The 18,286-nt window shown below is 38.8% G+C and carries 22 protein-coding genes; 6 read left to right on the top strand and 16 right to left on the bottom strand.

Going from position 1 to position 18,286, the window contains the following annotated elements; genetic code table 11:
• Positions 1-66: 66 nt before the first annotated feature.
• The 3 genes from MTO98_RS10170 to MTO98_RS10160 form a co-directional block, all read right to left on the bottom strand.
• On the bottom strand, positions 67-960 hold the full coding sequence (locus tag MTO98_RS10170) for a flavin reductase family protein (RefSeq protein WP_243486544.1): 894 nt from the start codon (positions 958-960) through the stop codon (positions 67-69).
• Between the two features lie 196 nt (positions 961-1,156).
• The gene (locus tag MTO98_RS10165; protein WP_243486543.1) at positions 1,157-1,603 is read right to left on the bottom strand and encodes a hypothetical protein; all 447 of its coding nucleotides are present in this window, start codon (positions 1,601-1,603) and stop codon (positions 1,157-1,159) included.
• Positions 1,604-2,065: 462 nt separating this feature from the next.
• Complete coding sequence (locus MTO98_RS10160) at positions 2,066-3,016, bottom strand: hypothetical protein (protein ID WP_243486542.1); 951 nt, start codon at positions 3,014-3,016, stop codon at positions 2,066-2,068.
• 142 nt (positions 3,017-3,158) lie between these two features.
• Here MTO98_RS10160 and MTO98_RS10155 point away from each other — a divergent pair, with 142 nt between their 5' ends.
• On the top strand, positions 3,159-3,308 hold the full coding sequence (locus tag MTO98_RS10155) for a hypothetical protein (RefSeq protein ID WP_243486541.1): 150 nt from the start codon (positions 3,159-3,161) through the stop codon (positions 3,306-3,308).
• A 436-nt stretch (positions 3,309-3,744) separates the two neighbouring features.
• On the opposite strand, the gene MTO98_RS10150 is transcribed toward MTO98_RS10155, so the two are convergent.
• Positions 3,745-4,995, bottom strand: a complete 1,251-nt coding sequence (locus tag MTO98_RS10150; protein ID WP_243486540.1) for a DUF2130 domain-containing protein — start codon at positions 4,993-4,995, stop codon at positions 3,745-3,747.
• A 166-nt stretch (positions 4,996-5,161) separates the two neighbouring features.
• On the opposite strand from MTO98_RS10150, the gene MTO98_RS10145 reads away from it, so the two are divergent.
• Positions 5,162-5,560 (top strand): hypothetical protein, encoded by a 399-nt coding sequence (locus MTO98_RS10145; protein ID WP_243486539.1) that lies wholly within the window; start codon positions 5,162-5,164, stop codon positions 5,558-5,560.
• Positions 5,561-5,732: 172 nt separating this feature from the next.
• A complete protein-coding gene (locus MTO98_RS10140; RefSeq protein ID WP_243486538.1) occupies positions 5,733-5,948 on the top strand; it encodes a hypothetical protein in 216 nt (71 codons plus the stop codon).
• A gap of 83 nt (positions 5,949-6,031) precedes the next feature.
• Here MTO98_RS10140 and MTO98_RS10135 read toward each other — a convergent pair whose 3' ends face one another.
• Together MTO98_RS10135 and MTO98_RS10130 are read right to left on the bottom strand one after the other, a co-directional pair.
• The gene (locus MTO98_RS10135) at positions 6,032-6,607 is read right to left on the bottom strand and encodes a YceI family protein (protein WP_243486537.1); all 576 of its coding nucleotides are present in this window, start codon (positions 6,605-6,607) and stop codon (positions 6,032-6,034) included.
• Between the two features lie 645 nt (positions 6,608-7,252).
• Positions 7,253-8,077 carry an alpha/beta fold hydrolase gene (locus MTO98_RS10130; RefSeq protein WP_243486536.1) on the bottom strand — a complete coding sequence of 275 codons (825 nt, stop codon included), beginning with the start codon at positions 8,075-8,077 and terminating at the stop codon, positions 7,253-7,255.
• Positions 8,078-8,294: 217 nt separating this feature from the next.
• Here MTO98_RS10130 and MTO98_RS10125 point away from each other — a divergent pair, with 217 nt between their 5' ends.
• Entirely contained in the window at positions 8,295-9,113 is an 819-nt protein-coding gene (locus MTO98_RS10125; RefSeq protein WP_243486535.1) for an N-acetylmuramoyl-L-alanine amidase, read from the top strand.
• Between the two features lie 99 nt (positions 9,114-9,212).
• On the opposite strand, the gene MTO98_RS10120 is transcribed toward MTO98_RS10125, so the two are convergent.
• From MTO98_RS10120 to MTO98_RS10075, 10 genes are all read right to left on the bottom strand, one after another.
• Positions 9,213-9,611, bottom strand: coding sequence for a GNAT family N-acetyltransferase (locus MTO98_RS10120; RefSeq protein WP_243486534.1), 399 nt, complete (start codon positions 9,609-9,611; stop codon positions 9,213-9,215).
• A 133-nt stretch (positions 9,612-9,744) separates the two neighbouring features.
• Positions 9,745-10,116 carry a DMT family protein gene (locus MTO98_RS10115; RefSeq protein WP_091163254.1) on the bottom strand — a complete coding sequence of 124 codons (372 nt, stop codon included), beginning with the start codon at positions 10,114-10,116 and terminating at the stop codon, positions 9,745-9,747.
• Between the two features lie 87 nt (positions 10,117-10,203).
• Complete coding sequence (locus tag MTO98_RS10110; RefSeq protein ID WP_243486533.1) at positions 10,204-10,899, bottom strand: outer membrane beta-barrel protein; 696 nt, start codon at positions 10,897-10,899, stop codon at positions 10,204-10,206.
• Between the two features lie 136 nt (positions 10,900-11,035).
• Positions 11,036-12,288 (bottom strand): IS3 family transposase gene (locus tag MTO98_RS10105; protein ID WP_371825378.1). Its coding sequence is split into 2 segments (ribosomal slippage): positions 11,036-11,946 and positions 11,946-12,288, totalling 1,254 coding nucleotides; the frame shifts between segments, so codons are not numbered across the junction.
• Between the two features lie 154 nt (positions 12,289-12,442).
• The gene (locus tag MTO98_RS10100; RefSeq protein WP_243486532.1) at positions 12,443-12,658 is read right to left on the bottom strand and encodes a hypothetical protein; all 216 of its coding nucleotides are present in this window, start codon (positions 12,656-12,658) and stop codon (positions 12,443-12,445) included.
• Positions 12,659-12,757: 99 nt separating this feature from the next.
• The gene (locus MTO98_RS10095; RefSeq protein WP_243486531.1) at positions 12,758-12,973 is read right to left on the bottom strand and encodes a hypothetical protein; all 216 of its coding nucleotides are present in this window, start codon (positions 12,971-12,973) and stop codon (positions 12,758-12,760) included.
• A 106-nt stretch (positions 12,974-13,079) separates the two neighbouring features.
• Complete coding sequence (locus tag MTO98_RS10090) at positions 13,080-13,361, bottom strand: YciI family protein (protein WP_243486530.1); 282 nt, start codon at positions 13,359-13,361, stop codon at positions 13,080-13,082.
• A 41-nt stretch (positions 13,362-13,402) separates the two neighbouring features.
• Positions 13,403-13,786, bottom strand: coding sequence for a VOC family protein (locus MTO98_RS10085; RefSeq protein WP_243486529.1), 384 nt, complete (start codon positions 13,784-13,786; stop codon positions 13,403-13,405).
• Between the two features lie 5 nt (positions 13,787-13,791).
• Complete coding sequence (locus MTO98_RS10080; RefSeq protein WP_243486528.1) at positions 13,792-14,382, bottom strand: TetR/AcrR family transcriptional regulator; 591 nt, start codon at positions 14,380-14,382, stop codon at positions 13,792-13,794.
• A 571-nt stretch (positions 14,383-14,953) separates the two neighbouring features.
• A complete protein-coding gene (locus MTO98_RS10075) occupies positions 14,954-15,151 on the bottom strand; it encodes a hypothetical protein (RefSeq protein ID WP_243486527.1) in 198 nt (65 codons plus the stop codon).
• A gap of 374 nt (positions 15,152-15,525) precedes the next feature.
• Here MTO98_RS10075 and MTO98_RS10070 point away from each other — a divergent pair, with 374 nt between their 5' ends.
• Together MTO98_RS10070 and MTO98_RS10065 are read left to right on the top strand one after the other, a co-directional pair.
• Positions 15,526-15,747, top strand: coding sequence for a hypothetical protein (locus tag MTO98_RS10070; RefSeq protein ID WP_243486526.1), 222 nt, complete (start codon positions 15,526-15,528; stop codon positions 15,745-15,747).
• A gap of 199 nt (positions 15,748-15,946) precedes the next feature.
• Entirely contained in the window at positions 15,947-18,181 is a 2,235-nt protein-coding gene (locus MTO98_RS10065) for a tetratricopeptide repeat protein (RefSeq protein WP_243486525.1), read from the top strand.
• Positions 18,182-18,286 lie beyond the last annotated feature (105 nt).

Raw genomic sequence — 18,286 nt, 5'->3', positions numbered from 1 at the left:
GGGAGGCTTGCGGTAGCATCTGTAGCTTTTATCAAACCTACCACAACATTGCAATGCTTAAATAAACTACATTAACAATACTTTCCAGGCATCCATTACCCGACCGTCATCCAACAATTGCTTAGCTTTTAAATGCAGGTGCAGAGTGCGGCTGCCATTGATGGCAGCATTAACCAGTTCTTTCATTTCGTCGGTTAAACTAAAAGCCCTTACCTCCTCATCGGATGGTAGCGTTTCAACAAGCCCTAATACCCCCAGATCATTCCCGGTTAATACTGTGGAGTATTTAACCTCTTTTGGAAAAGCATCTACACCGATACCTATTCCGGCCCTGCCTGTTGGTTTGGAAATTTTAAATAAATTATCGTTGGTTATCCTGCAATACCAATCGCCACCTAAACGAGCCACCAGATCTATTTTATGCGGGTCTATTTTACCATTAGCATCCAAAATAGCTTCATTGATGTGAATCCGTTTCACCTCGGCAATAACCAAATTACCCGCGCCCCCGCTTTTTCCTAACGATATCACATCATTCACTACACATTCAAATTGAACGGTCGATTCCGCTACCCTCGGCGGCTTTACCGTATCCGAAGCCAATTCAGTAAACCCTGCTTTCGAAAATTCATTTACGTCTTTTTTGTAATCCATACTGGTTAAATAGGTCTGCTGCACCATATCGTAGTTTACAATATTGATCACACATTCGGGTACTTCCAAAACGTTTTCGAGCGTGTGTTTAGTGGTATTATCCCGCGCCCTGCTTGTCGGCGAAAAAACGCATATTGGTGGATTGACACTAAAAACATTAAAAAAGCTAAACGGACTTAAATTAACCTCGCCATTTTTGTCAATAGTTGATACAAAGCATATTGGCCGGGGAGCAATGGCATAGTGCAAATAAACTTGCATTTCGGCCGGTGTTAACGATGATGCATCAATAGTTCTTAACTTCATTCAAATTTTTATTTAAAGCTTAATCGGCCTAACAACTATTTTCATTGATCCAATATCGACCATTTGGCTTGTTCTTTAAAAACAGTATTACTTAACAAACCTAAGCTGATAACTTTCATCTCAACAATGTTGCCCAACTGATGCTTGTATGCAGCACCACTAAAGGAAAGCCTTTCAGGTGCAGATTTTAAATTGATTACATTCCTACTGTATCTTTGTGATATCTTTTAAACATTTGATCCCCAAGGTCCCAGATTTCCCATGCGCGTTTGTTGGTTGGATTCCATTTGTCAATGTTCATTAGCTCTTCATCAGTCGGATTGTAAAACTCAAGAAAAGAAGATCCTTGTGCTGTTTTTTTTACACCAAAATATTGAAGTCTGCGTGATAAACTGTTCCCATCATAATCAAATGGGTTCACTATCATTTTATCTATATTGTTAATTTTAATAGTAACAAATCTGCTTGTATCGTTAAATTTTATATTTACGACACCTGTGTCTCTCATGGTTGTATCTTTAATCAACTCAATAAAATACCATCCATTACTTTTAGGATTAAGCTTAAAATTCACTGTTCTTTCATCTGTAAATAATGTACAACAATTAAGAAAGAGCATCGATAGTAGCAGTATTTTCTTCATTTATTTTACCATTTAACATTAGCCGAAAAGAAAGATATTACCTGTGCGGAGCAGCAATCCTTCCCTTTCTGGAGAGGGTGTGCAGCGATGCAAAAAGCATAGTGCAGATCAGGTCATGAGTAGTCAGCCCTGCAGCCCAACACTGCATACTCGCGCCAGCTTGGGTTGATTTGCGGATGAAATGGATAGAATCTGTATTAAGAATACAGCAATGGTTCTTAGGGATGATTTCATTGTGACTTGGTTTATGGCTATAAAAGTAGCGCATTGTTGCCGGGTTTACAACATAGTAAACATGTATTCGGCCCCTATTCTTTAACTTGGTTTACGCGCGCATCAGCAATAAGGCTAAACTTCAACCTCCAGGCCACAACTGACTCAAAAAATAGAATACATGAGTTTTTTCAAAAAGAGCGCAGGATGTTTTTCAATTTTTTTCGGGAATCAAAAAATTAGGACGGCCTATTTGTCACAAGACGAAACTTCTTCATCTTTACTATTTACCCGCACCAGCCTCACCCGAAGCTGTTCGCTAAACCTGAAGTTTTTATAGGAATAAATAGTGCCCAAAACAATAATACACATAATTAGCACTTGCCAATAAAAATACTTAGGCGATGCATTATGCAACACCATAGGTAATATTGCCGTTGCGTATGACGGTGTTAGTTTAAAAGCCAATAAACGCAGCATAAAAAACACTGCTATGATATCAAACACTGCCGCCAGGAGCAGATTATTCAAAAAATACAGGCTTTGAATTCCGATAAAAGCGGCTAAAGCAAGGCAAATCACCTGTTTATAAAACATATTGAAGGTATATTCTTCTTTATGAATTGATTCATAACCCACAACCAAAACCGGGGGGATAGCGGCAATATACATCCATCCGTTTTGTGAACAGATCAATACCCAGGCTGATATAAAGGCTATGTATAAGATGTTGTCCTGCGGTTTTTGCCTCTTTGAAGCCATTTTAGCTGGTGGCACCTCGCGTTTGAAATTCAAGCTTGCAAACAATAAAAATGTAAATGCCAGGATAGAGAATATAAAATACAATGATGTGGCATTTGTGATAACCGGCAACAGGCCAGTTGCCAATGCGGGGGCCAATGCACTTTTAAATACCTGTAAGGTTAACAATACAAACATTACAACTAAAATAAGCTTTGTTGCCAGGTCGAGATTTGCTTTATTGATCAGGAAACCGCCAATTGCAGTTATTGAAGGCAAAAGAAATATATGAAATGGCTTAGATAACCACACCGGGTTTTGGTGGATCAGGCAGCCAATAGCAAGTGCAGCCATTTCCGGAAGTATAACTTCCTTATTGTTAGCCAAAATGGATGCACCAATCATGATTAATATTAAAGCATATCCCAATGCGCTTTTAAAAGCTACTATCTTTTTCATTATAATGGAAGCTAAACTGTTAATTTTCCGGACCTGCACCCTACTGATTTTCGGTTGCACTGTCCTATTCATTTTGCTTTTCTTTAAAAAAGCAAAATTAGCCATCATTTACCAGTAGGTTATGGTGCTTTTCGGGTAAGCTATGGTACAAATCAATGATTCGACCGTTCCATCGCTGTGGCAGATGACCTCACTTGTGGCCATTATCGGGGCAAAAATAAAAAGGGCCGTATGCATAGTTTATGAAATGGTGCCCATAAATGAACGTTTTAAGCAGGAAAGTATCGTATGACAATAAGGGTGGTTATTTTCTTATTGCATCTCTATGATGTCTTTTAGTTATTTACGCCCCTGCAATCCAAATTCCCCATGCACCTTTGTTTGTCGGTTTCCTTCTGTTAATGTTCGTTAGCTCTTTGTCTTTAGGAGTGTAAAGAAAAATAAAAGCCCCATTGCACTCGCTGCATGGGGCTTTAAAACCTAAACCTTATCACAAATCAATGAATGCTCTGGCACTCAGAAATTATTGTGTAATATTAACACATTGACAGCAAAGCTCCTAATAAACATTAAACCTAATAGGTTTAGATGCACACCCTAAAGCTTTTATCATTTCTTGAACGGAAAAAACGGCTTCCGCAGTCACTTTAATATAGCTTACAATTAGACTTCTGACCATTCAGATACTGGTGGTAAAATTAAATGAGATTATTGCCGGCATATAAGCCTTACTCCAGCAGCAGTGCATCCTCATCATCAGTAAGGTTAAGCTGAATGGTATCGTTACCCGCTATACCTTCAATACTGCCGCGAATATGGGCTGCGCTTAACAGCACTTTGTCCAATTGCTTTTCGCGGGCCTTCCAGAGCTTTTCCATCGCATCACGTTCACGCTGAATAGACTGGCGCATACTCATGTACCCCTCGCGAATAGCCTTCCACTGTTCAGAAAACTCGCTGCTGGTGAGGTAATCATACAGCAGGTGCATTTTATCACCTTTATTATCCTGCGATTTGGACAAGTTTGATAACTTCATTACCCCATCCCTTAAAATGTAGGATACTGCCTTTACCTCATCAAAACTACAGATCCAAACGCCATCGCGTTCACCAAAGCAATCCATCCCTTTGGGGTAGCATTGGGTTACAATAACCGCTACATCAACCCCCATGCTGCGCATATCCTTTTTCAGTTTCTCGATCCAATCCATCGAAAAAGCATTGGTACGCTTGCTTTCATAAATAATGCGCCCGCATTCCTGCCCAAATTGGTTGCGTACGGTTTGCACACAGTCGGCCCCCCTAACGCCTTTCCCTACCTCGCTGATAACATCAAACGGGAAATAATTGCGCAAAAGCTCTTCCAATATCAATTCCTGGGCTTCACCCTGCAGTTGCATAGAGCCTTGTTCGGCTTTACGTTTCATTTCGTCGGCCAGTTTTTTCTGATCGTCAAGCTGTTTTTCGAGTTCTTTAACTTTGAGCTGGTACTCGGTATCTTTTATGCTGTGGCGCTCGGCCTCCTGCTTGCGGATCTGATCAGTAAGTTCGTTGCGTTGCTCCTGCAGCTTACGCTGAACAGAAAGTTCCATCTCCTCTTCCTTTTGCTTCAGCGTGTTTTCGCGCTGCAAAAACTCCAGTTCTTTCAGGCGCGATTGTTTTAATTTCTCTTCAGTTTCGGCAGCCGAATTTTTGAGCAATAACAACTGGTTCTCAAAATCCTGGCTTATAGTTTTGCGCAGGTTATCTTCAAGCGTTTGCTGTAATTGCTTTTTTTCGCTATTAAGCCGTTGCTCAAAAGCAGCCTGCTGCTGGCGCTCTTTATTTAAAAACTCCTCGTCTTTTTTGCGGTATTCCTCTTCCTTTTGACGGGTGTAATCCATCATCTTAACCCTGAGTTCTTTTTTATACTCCTCGGCCATTACCTCCTCTATCGGAAAACCGAAACCACAACTTGGGCACTTAACTTCTGTAGCCATATTTATTTAATAAGGAAAGTTTTTCCTGTAAATCAAAGATAGGCATTTTACCGTTTAGCATATCACAGCAGTTACCATAGGGTGGGATTAACATTATTGTAACAAAATGAAACTATCATGATAACAATCTATTGCAAATGCCGTTTTTAATACCGAAGTTTATAACATGCAGATATTGAGAATTGGAAAGGTAATGTGGAGTCATGATTATGACCTGGCCACATTAGGGTTGGCTAATGAGGTTGGCGCTTTATTTGCATTTACCCCGCCACCGCACCATTACACCGGCGAAATTATACTTACCCCTAAAAGTATTGTACTTGACGGCGATAGCTATGAGCATATCCCGCTTGAAAGCCTTGAACAGCTATATTTGGGGTTTGATGAGTTTTACAAACGCTCAATGGTACGTAACAACGGTTTATTTTGGCAGCCGCTGAGGTTACGTTACAGGCTTAAAGAAGAATTGAAGACTTTATACCTCATTGTTGATCATACCCTTTTTGGGGCTAAAAATCAATTGTGGTTTAATACGCTTAAGCAACTTCTGGCCCGGAAGTCCTAATGCCCCGTCTCCCCTATTTATTTTAACAGTATCCTTTTAAAATAACGTAATTACATAACCATAAGATACCAATACAGGTTGTATAAATACCTCATAACGGGTATTTCATAAAAACAAACATAATGACACATTAGCAGCGATTAACTTTTGCTAAACATCATTATTCCTTTTTATGAAAAAACTCATTTACCTGAGGCTATTTTGCTGTTTACCCCTCATCGCTATTATCCTTCCGGATATAACCGAAACCTTTATTAACCCCGGTTTTAAATTACCCTTTTTTCATATCACTGCGGGCTCGGCATTTATTGCAGTAATTGGCATTTGTACTTTGATAATCCGCTATCAAAAAAAACAGGAATTAAAAGTACAATACCAGCAATCTTAAGCATAAATCATCCGCTGCCTAAACTATAAAAACAAAAAAACGGCGCGGGTTATCCGCGCCGTTCCCGTTATATAATTTTGCAATTATTTGGCTTTGCCAAACTCGCCATTAGCTTTGATAGTAACCTCGTCGCTTACTACAGCATTAGGAAATTTTGAACCGAAATTAAAATCAGCACGTTTGATAGTACCAGTTAACTGGAAACCTGCATCATCAGCTTTGCTCATTGGGTTTTGGATAGTACCGCGGTACCATAAATCAAATGAAGCTGGTTTAGTTACGCCATGTAAAGTTAAATTACCAGTTAGTTTGTAATGCTTGTCAGATGTTTTGGTGATAGCAGTACTGGTGAAGGTAATAGTTGGGTAAGTAGCAACATCAAAAAAGTCAGGGCTTGAAATGTGTTTATCACGCTGGTCGTTATCAGTTGTTACTGAAGCTGTTTGTATGCTGATTTGAAATTTAGCATCGCTGAAATCAGGTTTGGCGGCGGTAATAGTTGCATCATAGCTTTTAAAAATACCATCAACGTCAGATACCATTAAGTGAGTTACGGTAAATTTAACGTTTGAGTGAGCTTTATCTACCGTCCAGGTAGTTTGTGCCGATGCTGCCGTGTACGAGAATGCTGCTGCTAACAGGATAAGAATCTTTTTCATTTGTTTTGATCTTTAAATTTCTTTTTTGTTTTTGATTATGGCCCAAAAGTATGCAAATGCCCCGGACTTCAAACAAAAAAGATGTTTAAACATCTTTTTATTAAAATTGGATGACAATATACTACCAATTTAGTAGAACATGCAAGAATAACAGGTAATTTCTGCGAAATCCCGGTCTACGGTTTTTTAATGCAGGGCTGTAATTTATGGCACATTGGCCCTTCCTTTACAAGGTGGAGTAAGCTCTCAATTGCAATAGCCTAAAGAAATATTAATTGGGATAGCCACCTGGCTGAAAAACCATAATCACGGCCAATAAAACCACTAAAAGAAATGAGATTGCTAAAAGCGTGTCGACAAGCAACTTTTGGTTTTTTGATTCCATATTACTATTAATTAAACAGTAAAAGCTGCAGGTTAGCTTATGATTGAATTAATGTAAAAACGGAGGCCGTGCATTATTATTATAAGAAATTTAACTAAAAAACTTACGTAACTTAAATTTTATAAAACCTTAAATAATCAATGTTGTTATTTTCATTGTAATTGAGATTTCCTAAAATCAAAGTAATTATGTGAAATAGCCCGGTGTAAAAGCCAGGCTATTTTTTCAGGCCGGCAATTTGCCAATAAGTTATAACACCGTTAGTGACGGTGAAATGGCTGCTCAAAAAATTCATCCACCTTTTTATTAAATTCATCGGCATGTTCAACCAATGTACCATGGCCTGAATTGGGCAGGATCCACAAATAAGCATTCGGAATATTTTCAGCTATTTGAACGGTGTGTGTTGTTACAATAAGATCGTGATCACCGGCAATAATAAGCGAGGGGCATTTAATAGCTTTTAAAGCCGATAGTTTGATATTAGGTTCTTTATAATCAAGCATAAAGATCTTCCGGTCGTTTTTTTCCTTAGCGGTTGTAAAATGCTGATCTTTTTTTGCCTGATATTCCTTTTCCATTTCTTTCCATAGTGAAGGGATAAGGGCAGTTGAATCGGGCCACAAATTGGCTCCTGTGGAAGCAAGCTTAATCACTTTGTTTGGATGCCGCATAGCCATCACCAGGGCATTGATACCACCATCGCTCCATCCTATCACATACGCCGAATCAATGTGCATTACATCAAGCAATGCAGCAAAATCATCAGCCATCATCTCAAAAGTAAGTGAATCGCGCGCATCTGTTGATTTGCCGTGTGCACGGCTGTCGACGGCTATAACCTTATATTTTTTGGCAAAATACGGTATATTTTTTTCAAACGCATTGATACTGCCACCGTTGCCATGTATCATTAGCAAAGGCTTGCCTTTGCCATAAACCTCAGTATAGAGCTTTATCCCCCTAACATCGTAGTACTTACCTGCAGCAGCATTATCACCATAAACAATCCCTTTTTGCTGACTGCACGCCATCAATGTATGGCATACCAATACAAGTAATACTATTTTTTTTAACATCATCATCGGCCCGATTTAAGTTCATTAAATATACATACATAATGTAAAGTTTAACCGATCATTACCTTAAGTTGCATTTATTTTTAGATAGTGCTGTAAATCAAACATGTATTATATTTGCGCAATTTTAGAGAAGTGTTTTTTAAACCATACGGTCAAAACAATATCATACCTGTAACTATTATAGAATGAAATGTTTATAACCTGTATACATAAATTGTTCATGCCTGCTACCTTTCCAAAAAAATACAGTGTAATTACTACTGTTGTCTCTTTATTGTGCACGCTTTTAGCTGCAAACTGTTTCGGGCAACAAAGTACAGCATCCCCTAATCGTTTCAAATTTAAAACGGTTATTATAGATGCAGGTCACGGAGGTAAAGATCCCGGATCGCACGGTTCTTATTCAAAAGAAAAAAACATTTCATTAAGTATAGCCAAGAAATTACGGGACGCCATAAATGATGAAATGAGCGGCATCAAAGTGGTAATGACCCGCAGTACAGATGTTTTTATTGAACTGCATAAACGTACAGATATCGCAAACGACAATCATGGCAACCTGTTCATTTCCATCCATTGCAATTCATCGCCCCAACGTAAAGGATCATCAAGAGGAACATTGTTACTGGTATACGGTTTTCACCGCAGCCAGGAACAGCGTGAGGCCCTTCGCGAAAATGCTTCGATATTCATAGAAAAAGATTATAAGGAAAAGTATAACGGTTACGGCGATAATGCAGCAGTTAATACTATAGTGCTTAACACGTTTCAGCAAAAATACCGTAAGCAAAGCATCCAGTTTGGAGATTTAATTGATAACCAGTTCCGTAAAACCAATGGGAGGCACAGCCTCGGTGTAAAAGAGCAGGGCGTTTTAGTGTTAGCTCAAAGCGGTATGCCTGCCGTGCTTGTTGAAACCGGATTTATTAATAACCCGTCAGACGAAGAATACCTGAACTCGGCCAGCGGGCAAAATGAAATTGTACGGTCGATACTTACAGCACTAAAGCAATACCGCAATAATTTGGAGGGGAACTGATAAATAAATTTGCGCTAAGCAATCATCATGCTAACCAGCTTTATTTTAGATTAAGAGGCAAAGCGGGGAGACAAATGTACATTATCCCCCGTCCCCGTTTTATTTTGCCCTATGGATGATAAACCCGTTATGAACGGGTTCCATACCCACTTTAGGATAATATTCCATAGCAGTTGCAGCCGAAAGCAACAAAAGCATAGTTTCATCGCCGATGGCTTCTTTGGTTAGCTCGATCAGCTTTTTACCGATCCCGGCCTTTTGATAATCTTTAGTAATCGCCAGATCCGAAAGATAACAGCTATAGCAAAAATCGGTTAATGCGCGGGAAACTCCTACCAGCTCATCACCATCCCATGCGCTTACCACAAGATTTGAATTTTGGTACATCCTGGCAATTCTTTGGGCGTCATGAGTTGGACGTTTCAACCCGGCTGAGTCATAAAGTTCTATAATTTGCTGTGCTGACGGTATTGTGCCTGTTTTGTAAGTTATTTCCATATTGCTATATGTTGTTTATATCCAAATATAAACAGCCGTTGTACTATATGAATAAGCCAGAATTGAGAAAGCAGGTAGTCCAGCAAATATTAAAACAGTATAATACAGGCTCCATTACGCCGGCACCGGTTAGTTACCACTTTTTGAAAATAACAAATACAGCCAGTACAATAAGCCCAAAACCAACCAGGTGGTTCCAACCCAACTTTTCGTTTTTGAAAAGCAGGGTAGTAAATATCATAAATACCGTAAGGGTAATAGCTTCCTGTATGGTTTTTAATTCCACTAAGGTAAAGGGGCCTCCATTTTCCTTAAAGCCACCTTCGTTTGCCGGTACCTGGAACAGGTATTCAAAAAAAGCCAGCCCCCAGCTTATAAGTATAATGGCTATCAAGCTCAGGTTTTTACCCCATTCATACTCCTTAAACTTAAGATGCCCGTACCAGGCAAATGTCATAAAGGTGTTGGATATAAACAGGAATGTAACAGTACGTAAACCTTTCATCAATACAAATATTTAACGTGTAATATCAATAAACCGAGATTGATAACACTTGCGACTAAAAATTGTTATGATAGCGCTCGTAACTAATTAAAATTTGAAAACCAGCTGGGCACCAAGCGAAAGGGCACTCCAGTTTTGTTTTGCAGACGCCTCTCCCAGGGTTAATTTTTGTGAAAAGAAATTATATTTTGATTCGATACTTATACCCAACTTAGGCGTTACCGGAAATATTATACCCACTTTAGGTGCGTAATATAATGATTGCGACCATTTATCATAAACAAATGAATTAGCATCATCAATTTCATAAGCTACTGCAAATTCAGTAAAATATAGTCCAAGATTTACACCTCCGTATACCCTGAAATTATCAGCTACATCTATATTATAAGCTAAGCCGCCATAAGCCGAAATTACAGGCATATCTGCATAGTATGTATTTACGTTTGAATCACTGCCCTCAACCGCTTCTGAAATAAAATATTCATCGGGCTTAAAGTTGGTGTAGCCCAGGTTTAAACTGGCTGTAAAAGGACCTAAAAATCTGTAAACACTGGCATTAAAATTAATAGATGGTTTAAAAGCATAATTAAAATCGCCTTGTGGTATCTCGATGCCTGTCCCTATGGCTGCGCCCCAGCCATCGCTAAAGTTAACCGCACCGCTACCACCCCCGCCATAGGTTAAAGCCCTGGTAGAATGATGTTGAGCAAGAGCAGCGTTAGAACCACAAAATAGTATACCTATTAAAAATAATGTAAAACAAAAAGTCGTTTTTTTCATGAGGAGAAAGTACGCTTTGCAGAAAGCGTTTAGATGATGATGTTTAGGAGTCATTTACCGTAAAAATAAACAAAAAAAGATAACTGTAAGTACTAAATTAATTTGATTGAGTCGTCCTAAAATAGGTTGACAGAAATTAATGATTTAAAGATAGTCCTTGTTGGTCGATACCAGCAAGGATTTTTTGTTGATGTACAAATTGTGGTGTTTGATAATTTAAAGCCAAATGAGGCCTTCGACAGTTATAAAGTTTAATAGCTTCTGCAATCATTACCCTTGCCTGCTGTATATCTGCTGGTTTAACCACCAGGAACTCGTTTTTAATAATGCCGTTGATGCGTTCTGCCAAAGCATTCTGATAGCAATCATATCCATCCGTCATAGATGGGGTAATCTGATGTTTGGCCAACAACTGCTGATATTGTGCTGAGCAATATTGCAAACCTCTATCCGAATGATGTATCAATGGCGCTTTGATCTGCTCATGTCTGACAGCCATTTGCATGGCAGCAGCCACACCATCTGTGTGCAAGCTATGATGCAGATGATATCCTACGATCTTTCTTGAATAAGCATCAGTGATCAAGCTAAGATATGCGGTCTCTGCTTTAGTGTCGATATAAGTAATATCGCTTACCCATACTTCGTTAGGCCTCGTTGCCGCTTTCCTGTGTTTAAGTAAGTTAGGATACTTATGTAACCAGTGCTTGGAGTTCGTCGTTTTATGATAAGAGTGCTTTGGTTTGATCAGCATATGTTCCGAACGCAGAAAATCGAATAAAGCATCTCTGCCTATCTTTATTCCCTTGCTTCTGATCTGTTTACCTAAACGATGATAAAGCTTACGCGTACCCAACCTGGGCAAATGGATTCGTTCTTTAATCACATCCGCTTTTACCTGGCTAAGTTCTTTTAAACGCTTTTCTATGCGCTGCTGCTTTTGATAATAGCCCTGACGGCTGATCCCAAACAACCTGCAAGCCTTTGACAGGCTCACTATTCCTTTGGCTTTGAGCCTTTGGATTGCTTGGGCAAAGACTTTTTTGGCAATGCAACACCGTGCTCTTGCTGCAGGATATCGAACATGGTCTTGTAGATCAGGTTCTTGTCCTGTTCATCTTTTAATGCTGCTTCTAATTGTTTGATCCGCTGTTCCGGACTAAGTTCCCGATCGTTTTCCAAGGTGTACTGTTTGGGTAATGTCCAATCTAAGGTACCATGTTTCCTTAACCAAACCAATACCGTACTCCTTCCCTGGATCCCGTAATGTTTTTGAGCCTTTTTATAGGTCAGTTCGCCTTTTTCAACCTGCTGCACGACCTGCAACTTAAAGGCAAGGCTGTAATCGCGCTGACTGCGCCTACTTACATTCTTTGTTCGTTTTTCCATATAAGTCAACTTGAGTGTCAACTTATTTCAGGACGCGACAGATAACAATATAAAGCCACAAAAAAGCCCGGTTGTAATTAAACCGGGCTATGGCACAATAAAGGTTCAGGCTTTATGGTTATTTTATAATGATTAACTTATTAGGGTTAGTTTATTACCGCAATTGCGAGTCTGGCGTGTTCTCTAATTTTCGTACATAGGCCATTCTCAATGTACAAACAATTATAAAAAGCAATAAAAAGCATTCAAGGTAGATATGAATGAGGGAAATATCTTTGAAATGCCCCACTATAAAGGTAGAAATATCCGGCAGTAACAAGCCCAGCAATGGAAAGCCCGCAAACATTCTCAAAATTGCTAATTTCTCCATAATATATTAGGTATCAGTTTAATAATTCAATTTGCAATCATTAGGAACATTAAAACGTTTATTCCTAATAATTAAAGGATGCTTTTTTGATTGATTGTATCAGAGTTTGTAATAAGCCTCTATTGAGCGGCCTATTTCCTGCAAGGGAATCAAATGATCTCCAAAACGATGTTCAATAATTTCCCAATAACCTTTGGTTAACCTGGTTATGGTGTAAAAAGCAGAGTAGTTTAATACGCCGAATGTAGTCGCATTAACAACCGAGGGAATAATTTTATAAGTTCGTTTATTAACTTTTAATTCAAAAGGTTCCATAGGTGTGCGTTTACACAAAAATATTGCGTAACAAACAGATATGCAAGCGCAAAACACCCCGTATTTTAACCCATTTTACACTACGTATTTATACCTAAAAAAAGGGTTAAAAAGGCATTGCTTTTACCAATTCAAGTACATTCTGCTTTATAGCGGGGTCATTTTCGATGATCTGCACAAGCTCATTATCATCTGACACAGAAACAATTACAAAATTCTTATCCTGGTTCCAGAAATTACCGCTTATAACTACTTTACCATTACTTTTGAGATTGTCGTAATAATTAAACCGGTCGGTTAAACATTGTTCATTATCTGCAGGATTATTAACTTCTTCAAAAAAGAGCATCACATGATGCGGGTCTTTATAGGCTGATGCATGTACCATAAATTACTTATTTTTATTTAGATACTTAATTATTCAATTTGTTAAGCTAAACAGGTAACTTCTGTAAGGATATTACCCGGAGCATTAAAATAAAATCCGTAGCCCCCGCGCAAAGCGCCCGGGGGCTGTGCGGCTTCAATGTTGCCTTTTACCAGCCGGTTATAAACTTCATCCACCTGCTCATGGCTATCAACCAAAAAACCGATATGAAAGGCATCCGGATAATTGCTGTTACCTGCGCGATTAAAGGTATCAGCCATGAGTACCAGGATAAAGCCATCTTCCCCTTCCATTACAGCCACCATATTGTTACCTTTTATACCTGTACACTTAAAATTGAAATACTGCTCAAAAAATCCGGAGCTGGCTGCAACATCTGTTACCGGCAGGTTTATATGATTGAGCTTCACAGTAGATACAGGCATAACAATCAGGGTTTTAATGCTTTTAATACAAGTCCAAGCGTTTGTTCCATGAGTTTATCATTCAGCGCAAAACTGCTGTTTACATAGCTGTTACCCTGGTTATGAAATTTGATGAGCTGATAAAGAGGCGCATAGGCCACTGCCCAGTAAACTTCAAAGGGTAATGGTATAAGTTGTTTTTTATCTTCGGCATTACGCATAAATGCGCCCAAAATTTGCCCGAAATTAACGGTAAGCATCGCAGTTACTTTTTCATAAAAATGGGTATATCGCATAATTTCAATAAACTCCATATCCAGCGGGCACTGCACAAAATACTCGAGCCTGTTTTGCCATTGCATCTTTAGCCCATCGGCAAAATCCATATCCGGCGAGAAATTTTGAAGACTAAAAGTCATCATTTTTTCAGCTACACCAACGCAAATACTACTTATTAACTCCTCTTTATCTTTATAATAGATATAGATGGTAGCCGGCGATACTCCCGCCGCCCTGGCAAGCTTATTAACTCCAAAACCGTCAAGCCCTTCGGCTACTATTAATTCTATCGCCTTTTGGCGGATCTGTTGTTCCTTATACTCGTCGCGTGGCCTCATTTTTCAAAGCAAATATAAGTGAGCGTTCGTTTATTTAAAAATTTATTTTATTTCTCTCCCCAAATCGAAAGCATTTACACCAACTCAGAATATTTATACAGTATGCATGGCAGCCTTTACCTGAAATTTAAGCGATCAGCTTAAAATAGGCGACCACCAAAATTGATATAACAATGAGGGGATAGATCCACAAAGCACGTTTCCAGTTTTTTACAGAATTTTTATACCTCAACATATAAAATATGTTGTAAACAAGCAATGTTACCGCCAATACCGCGCAAACACTAACTAATATCTTATTATCAACAAGATAAACTCCTAAAATGGGGGCTGCGAGCAGAATTATGATCAGTAAACCATACTTTTCCAGATAATTGGGCTTAGCATTTACGGTAATAGGTTTAATACAAGCAAGGATCTCCTCTACCCTGCCGTAATCATCAATCTGGCTTGGTATAAGTATCCGTTCAAATGGAACATTACTTTTCCCCCGTATAGTTAATCTATTTGATGCATTCTTTTCAATTATGGAAACTTCGCTTATCGAAATTCGAACATCTTTAAAGCCTTCCTACTTACGTGTTATGCTGATATCATCGATAACTAACACAAAGCTTTCATATAGCTTTTTCCTTTTTTTGGCTATTCTGAAAACAAGATATACATAGAACAAAGCCAATCCCAACATAAACCAAACAGCCGTACTCCCGCCATTTTTATAGTCGTCTTTCAATATAGAGAACGAAACTGCTCCCCATACTATGATCATAAGAAATATGATTTGGATTATAAATTTCTTGTGTACAGCAGGATAGCTTTCTTGATTTAGCTTAAATGTCAGTGGTTCCATTAAGGTTTAAATTTCCCGAATATAATTAAAATGGCAAGTAGCCAGATTGCATAAAGGCAAATATTATCACTAACAAACCAACAAAAGCGAACCAATAAAAACAATAACCGGTTTCAAATGTTAAGGTTGTGCTTAATTATTAATTATCAAAATGTTTAGATGTTTTAACACCGAGACACCAAATATGTCTTCAATTGAATTTTTGAAAATTTTAATTAACAAATAGTAAAATTTATTTAATTTATAAAGAAATATTCATTACCTTAGCAAAATCATACTAAATCTTAACAATCATGGAAAAATTAACAATATTAAGAATGTTTTTCTGCTTTCCGCTGGTTGGTTTACTTGTGCCGGATGCAGGCATTTTGTTATCTAATTATCCTGGTACCATTCCTACAGTTCATATTTTCATAGAGATCGCTTTATTGGTTTGCATTGCACTTTGCACTGCGGCCATAGCATATGGAAAAAAACGTAATCAGGATCAAACCAACGAAACTTCTTTTTCCTAACTGATTAATCAAAAAGAAAATAATTACCAGGTTTTTATTAACCTGCTTAAAATTGGGGCATAAAAACCCCAATCTTATCTTTTCTTACAATTTTCCCGTTCATTCTTATCAGTTTACAGCGTATTTTACTACGGTACAAGTTTTGTCATAGCCAATAATATTTTTTTTATTGATATTTGATAAAACCGCTGACACCTTCATGAAAAAAATTCTGTTTCTGCTTTTTTTACCCTTATACTCACTTGCCCAAACAGCAAATACATACATTCAGCAGGGAAACTCAAAAGCCAGCGCAAGGGATTATAAAGGCGCTATACAAGATTTTACACAAGCCATAGAATTGAATGCCAATAATGCCGATGCTTTCTACTACAGGGCAAACGCTTATGGCAATCTCAAAGAATATAAAGCTGCTATTAATGATTACGCACAGGCCGTTACGCTAAAACCGGGCTTAGCCAATGCCTATCTGTATAAAGCCAATGCCGAGGCCGCTATACAAGACTATCAAACTGCTATCACTGATTTTGATAAGGCAATAACACTTGGCCCCAAAACAGCAGATATGTTCCACTACAGGGGCAACGCCAAAAGCAATATGGGTGATTATGCAGGTGCTACAGCTGATTTTACAACCGCTTTGCAATTTACACCCAACAATGCTGACCTGTATAAATACCGCGGCCTTGCCAAAAACAACAATAACGATTTTAACGGAGCCATTGCTGATTACAATACAGCCATTAAACTAAGTCCCAACAGTGCCGATGTTTATCAGTATATGGCCGGTAGTAAGGCAACCATAAATGATTATAATGGCGCAATAGCCGACTATACCAAAACTCTTTCACTTAACCCTAACAACGCCGAGGCCTATTTTTACCGGGCAAATACAAAGGCAAAATTAAACGATCTTAAAGGTGCGGTTGATGACTATAAAAAGGCCGCCGCTATAAATCCCAACCTCAAAAATCTTTTGCTTTACATGGCAAATGCACAAAGCAGCCTGGGCGATACCAACGGCGCTCTGGAGTATTTTAACAAAGGCATTGCGCAATCACCCCGAAATGCAAACCTGTACATGTACCGCGGAATTATTAAAAGCGACAAAAAAGATAATCATGGCGCTTTGGACGATTTTAACAAAGCCATTTCACTTGACCCTAAAAACGGAGACGCATACCAAAGCCGTTCATTTTCAAAACTGGCATTAGGTGATTATGAGGGGGCTAAATTTGATGCCGATTCGGCAATTAAAATAAATCCTAACAGCATAAGTGCTTATGTAAGCCTGAGCAAAGCTAAAATGGCCTTGAGGGACACCGTAGGCGTTATTGCAGATTTAACAAAAGCAATTAGCCTGAACAGCAAAAGCGATGAAGCTTACCTATCGCGAGGTGATGCTTATCGCGACCTGGGAGTTCCGTTGGCTGCTATTAACGACTATACCAAAGCTATTGCAATAAACCCTGTTTATACCTATGCCTTTTTAAACCGGGCCATTGAAAAAAACAAACTGGGCGATTACGCTGCTGCTGTAAAAGATCTCGAAAAACTGATCAGCATTGCTCCTCAACAGCAAAATGCTTATTTACGATTGGGGAAAATAAATAGCTTTTATAAATACACAAATAATGGTGTCCAACTATTTACCAGGGCAATTGCGCTAAACCCTGCTGTGGCCGACTTTTACCTATACCGCGGTGAAGCGAAAGCCGCCGCCGGCGATGCCAAAGGCGCTATGGCCGATTATAATACAGGTGCACTTAAAGCTCCTAAAAACATCACCTTGCTGTTAAAGCGTGGCTTGGCCAGAGCAGATGCTGAAGATAACAACGGTGCCATAACCGATTTCAGCAATGCACTTAAAATTGATTCATTGTCAGATTCAACCGCACTTGTATGGCAGGCAAGAGGTTTTGTAAAGGCTAAATTAAAAAACTACAAGGGTGCCCTTACAGATCTTGATCGCGCGGTATCTATTTACTCAAACGATGAAACCTTTTTAATCAGGGGAGATACTAAAATGGCAATGATGGACTACGCAGGCGCTGCCGATGATTATCATAATGCCACTTATATGAACGATGCAAATATAAAAGCTTACTCACATAGCGGGATCGCCAAAAGTTACCTCGGTGATGCGCAGGGCGTAAAAGATGATTTTGCAGCGGTGTTTAAAATAGCTCCTAATAACCCGGACGTATATATTGACAGGGCCGCTGCTAAAATAAATTTAAAGGACCCCAACGGAGCTATTTTGGATTGCAATGCCGCTATAGGCATCGATGCGAAGAACAGCAGGGCTTACTTACAAAGGGGGCTTGCAAAAATAGTACTGGATGATAAAACAGGAGGCTGCGCTGATATGAACAAGGCTTTAAGCATGGGTTCAAAAGAAGCGTCGGACCAGATAATTAAATATTGTAAATAACAATAACTTTTTATTTACAATACACGTATAATAAATAACTATTAACTGATCTATAAATATAATCAAGCCCCGAAAGGGGCTTTTATCTTTAACGGGATTTAGTTC

Source organism: Mucilaginibacter sp. SMC90 (genome assembly GCF_022811725.1).
Lineage (GTDB): Bacteria > Bacteroidota > Bacteroidia > Sphingobacteriales > Sphingobacteriaceae > Mucilaginibacter.
Note: the sequence above shows the minus strand (reverse complement) of the source record. Positions and strands in the feature narration are given on the sequence as shown.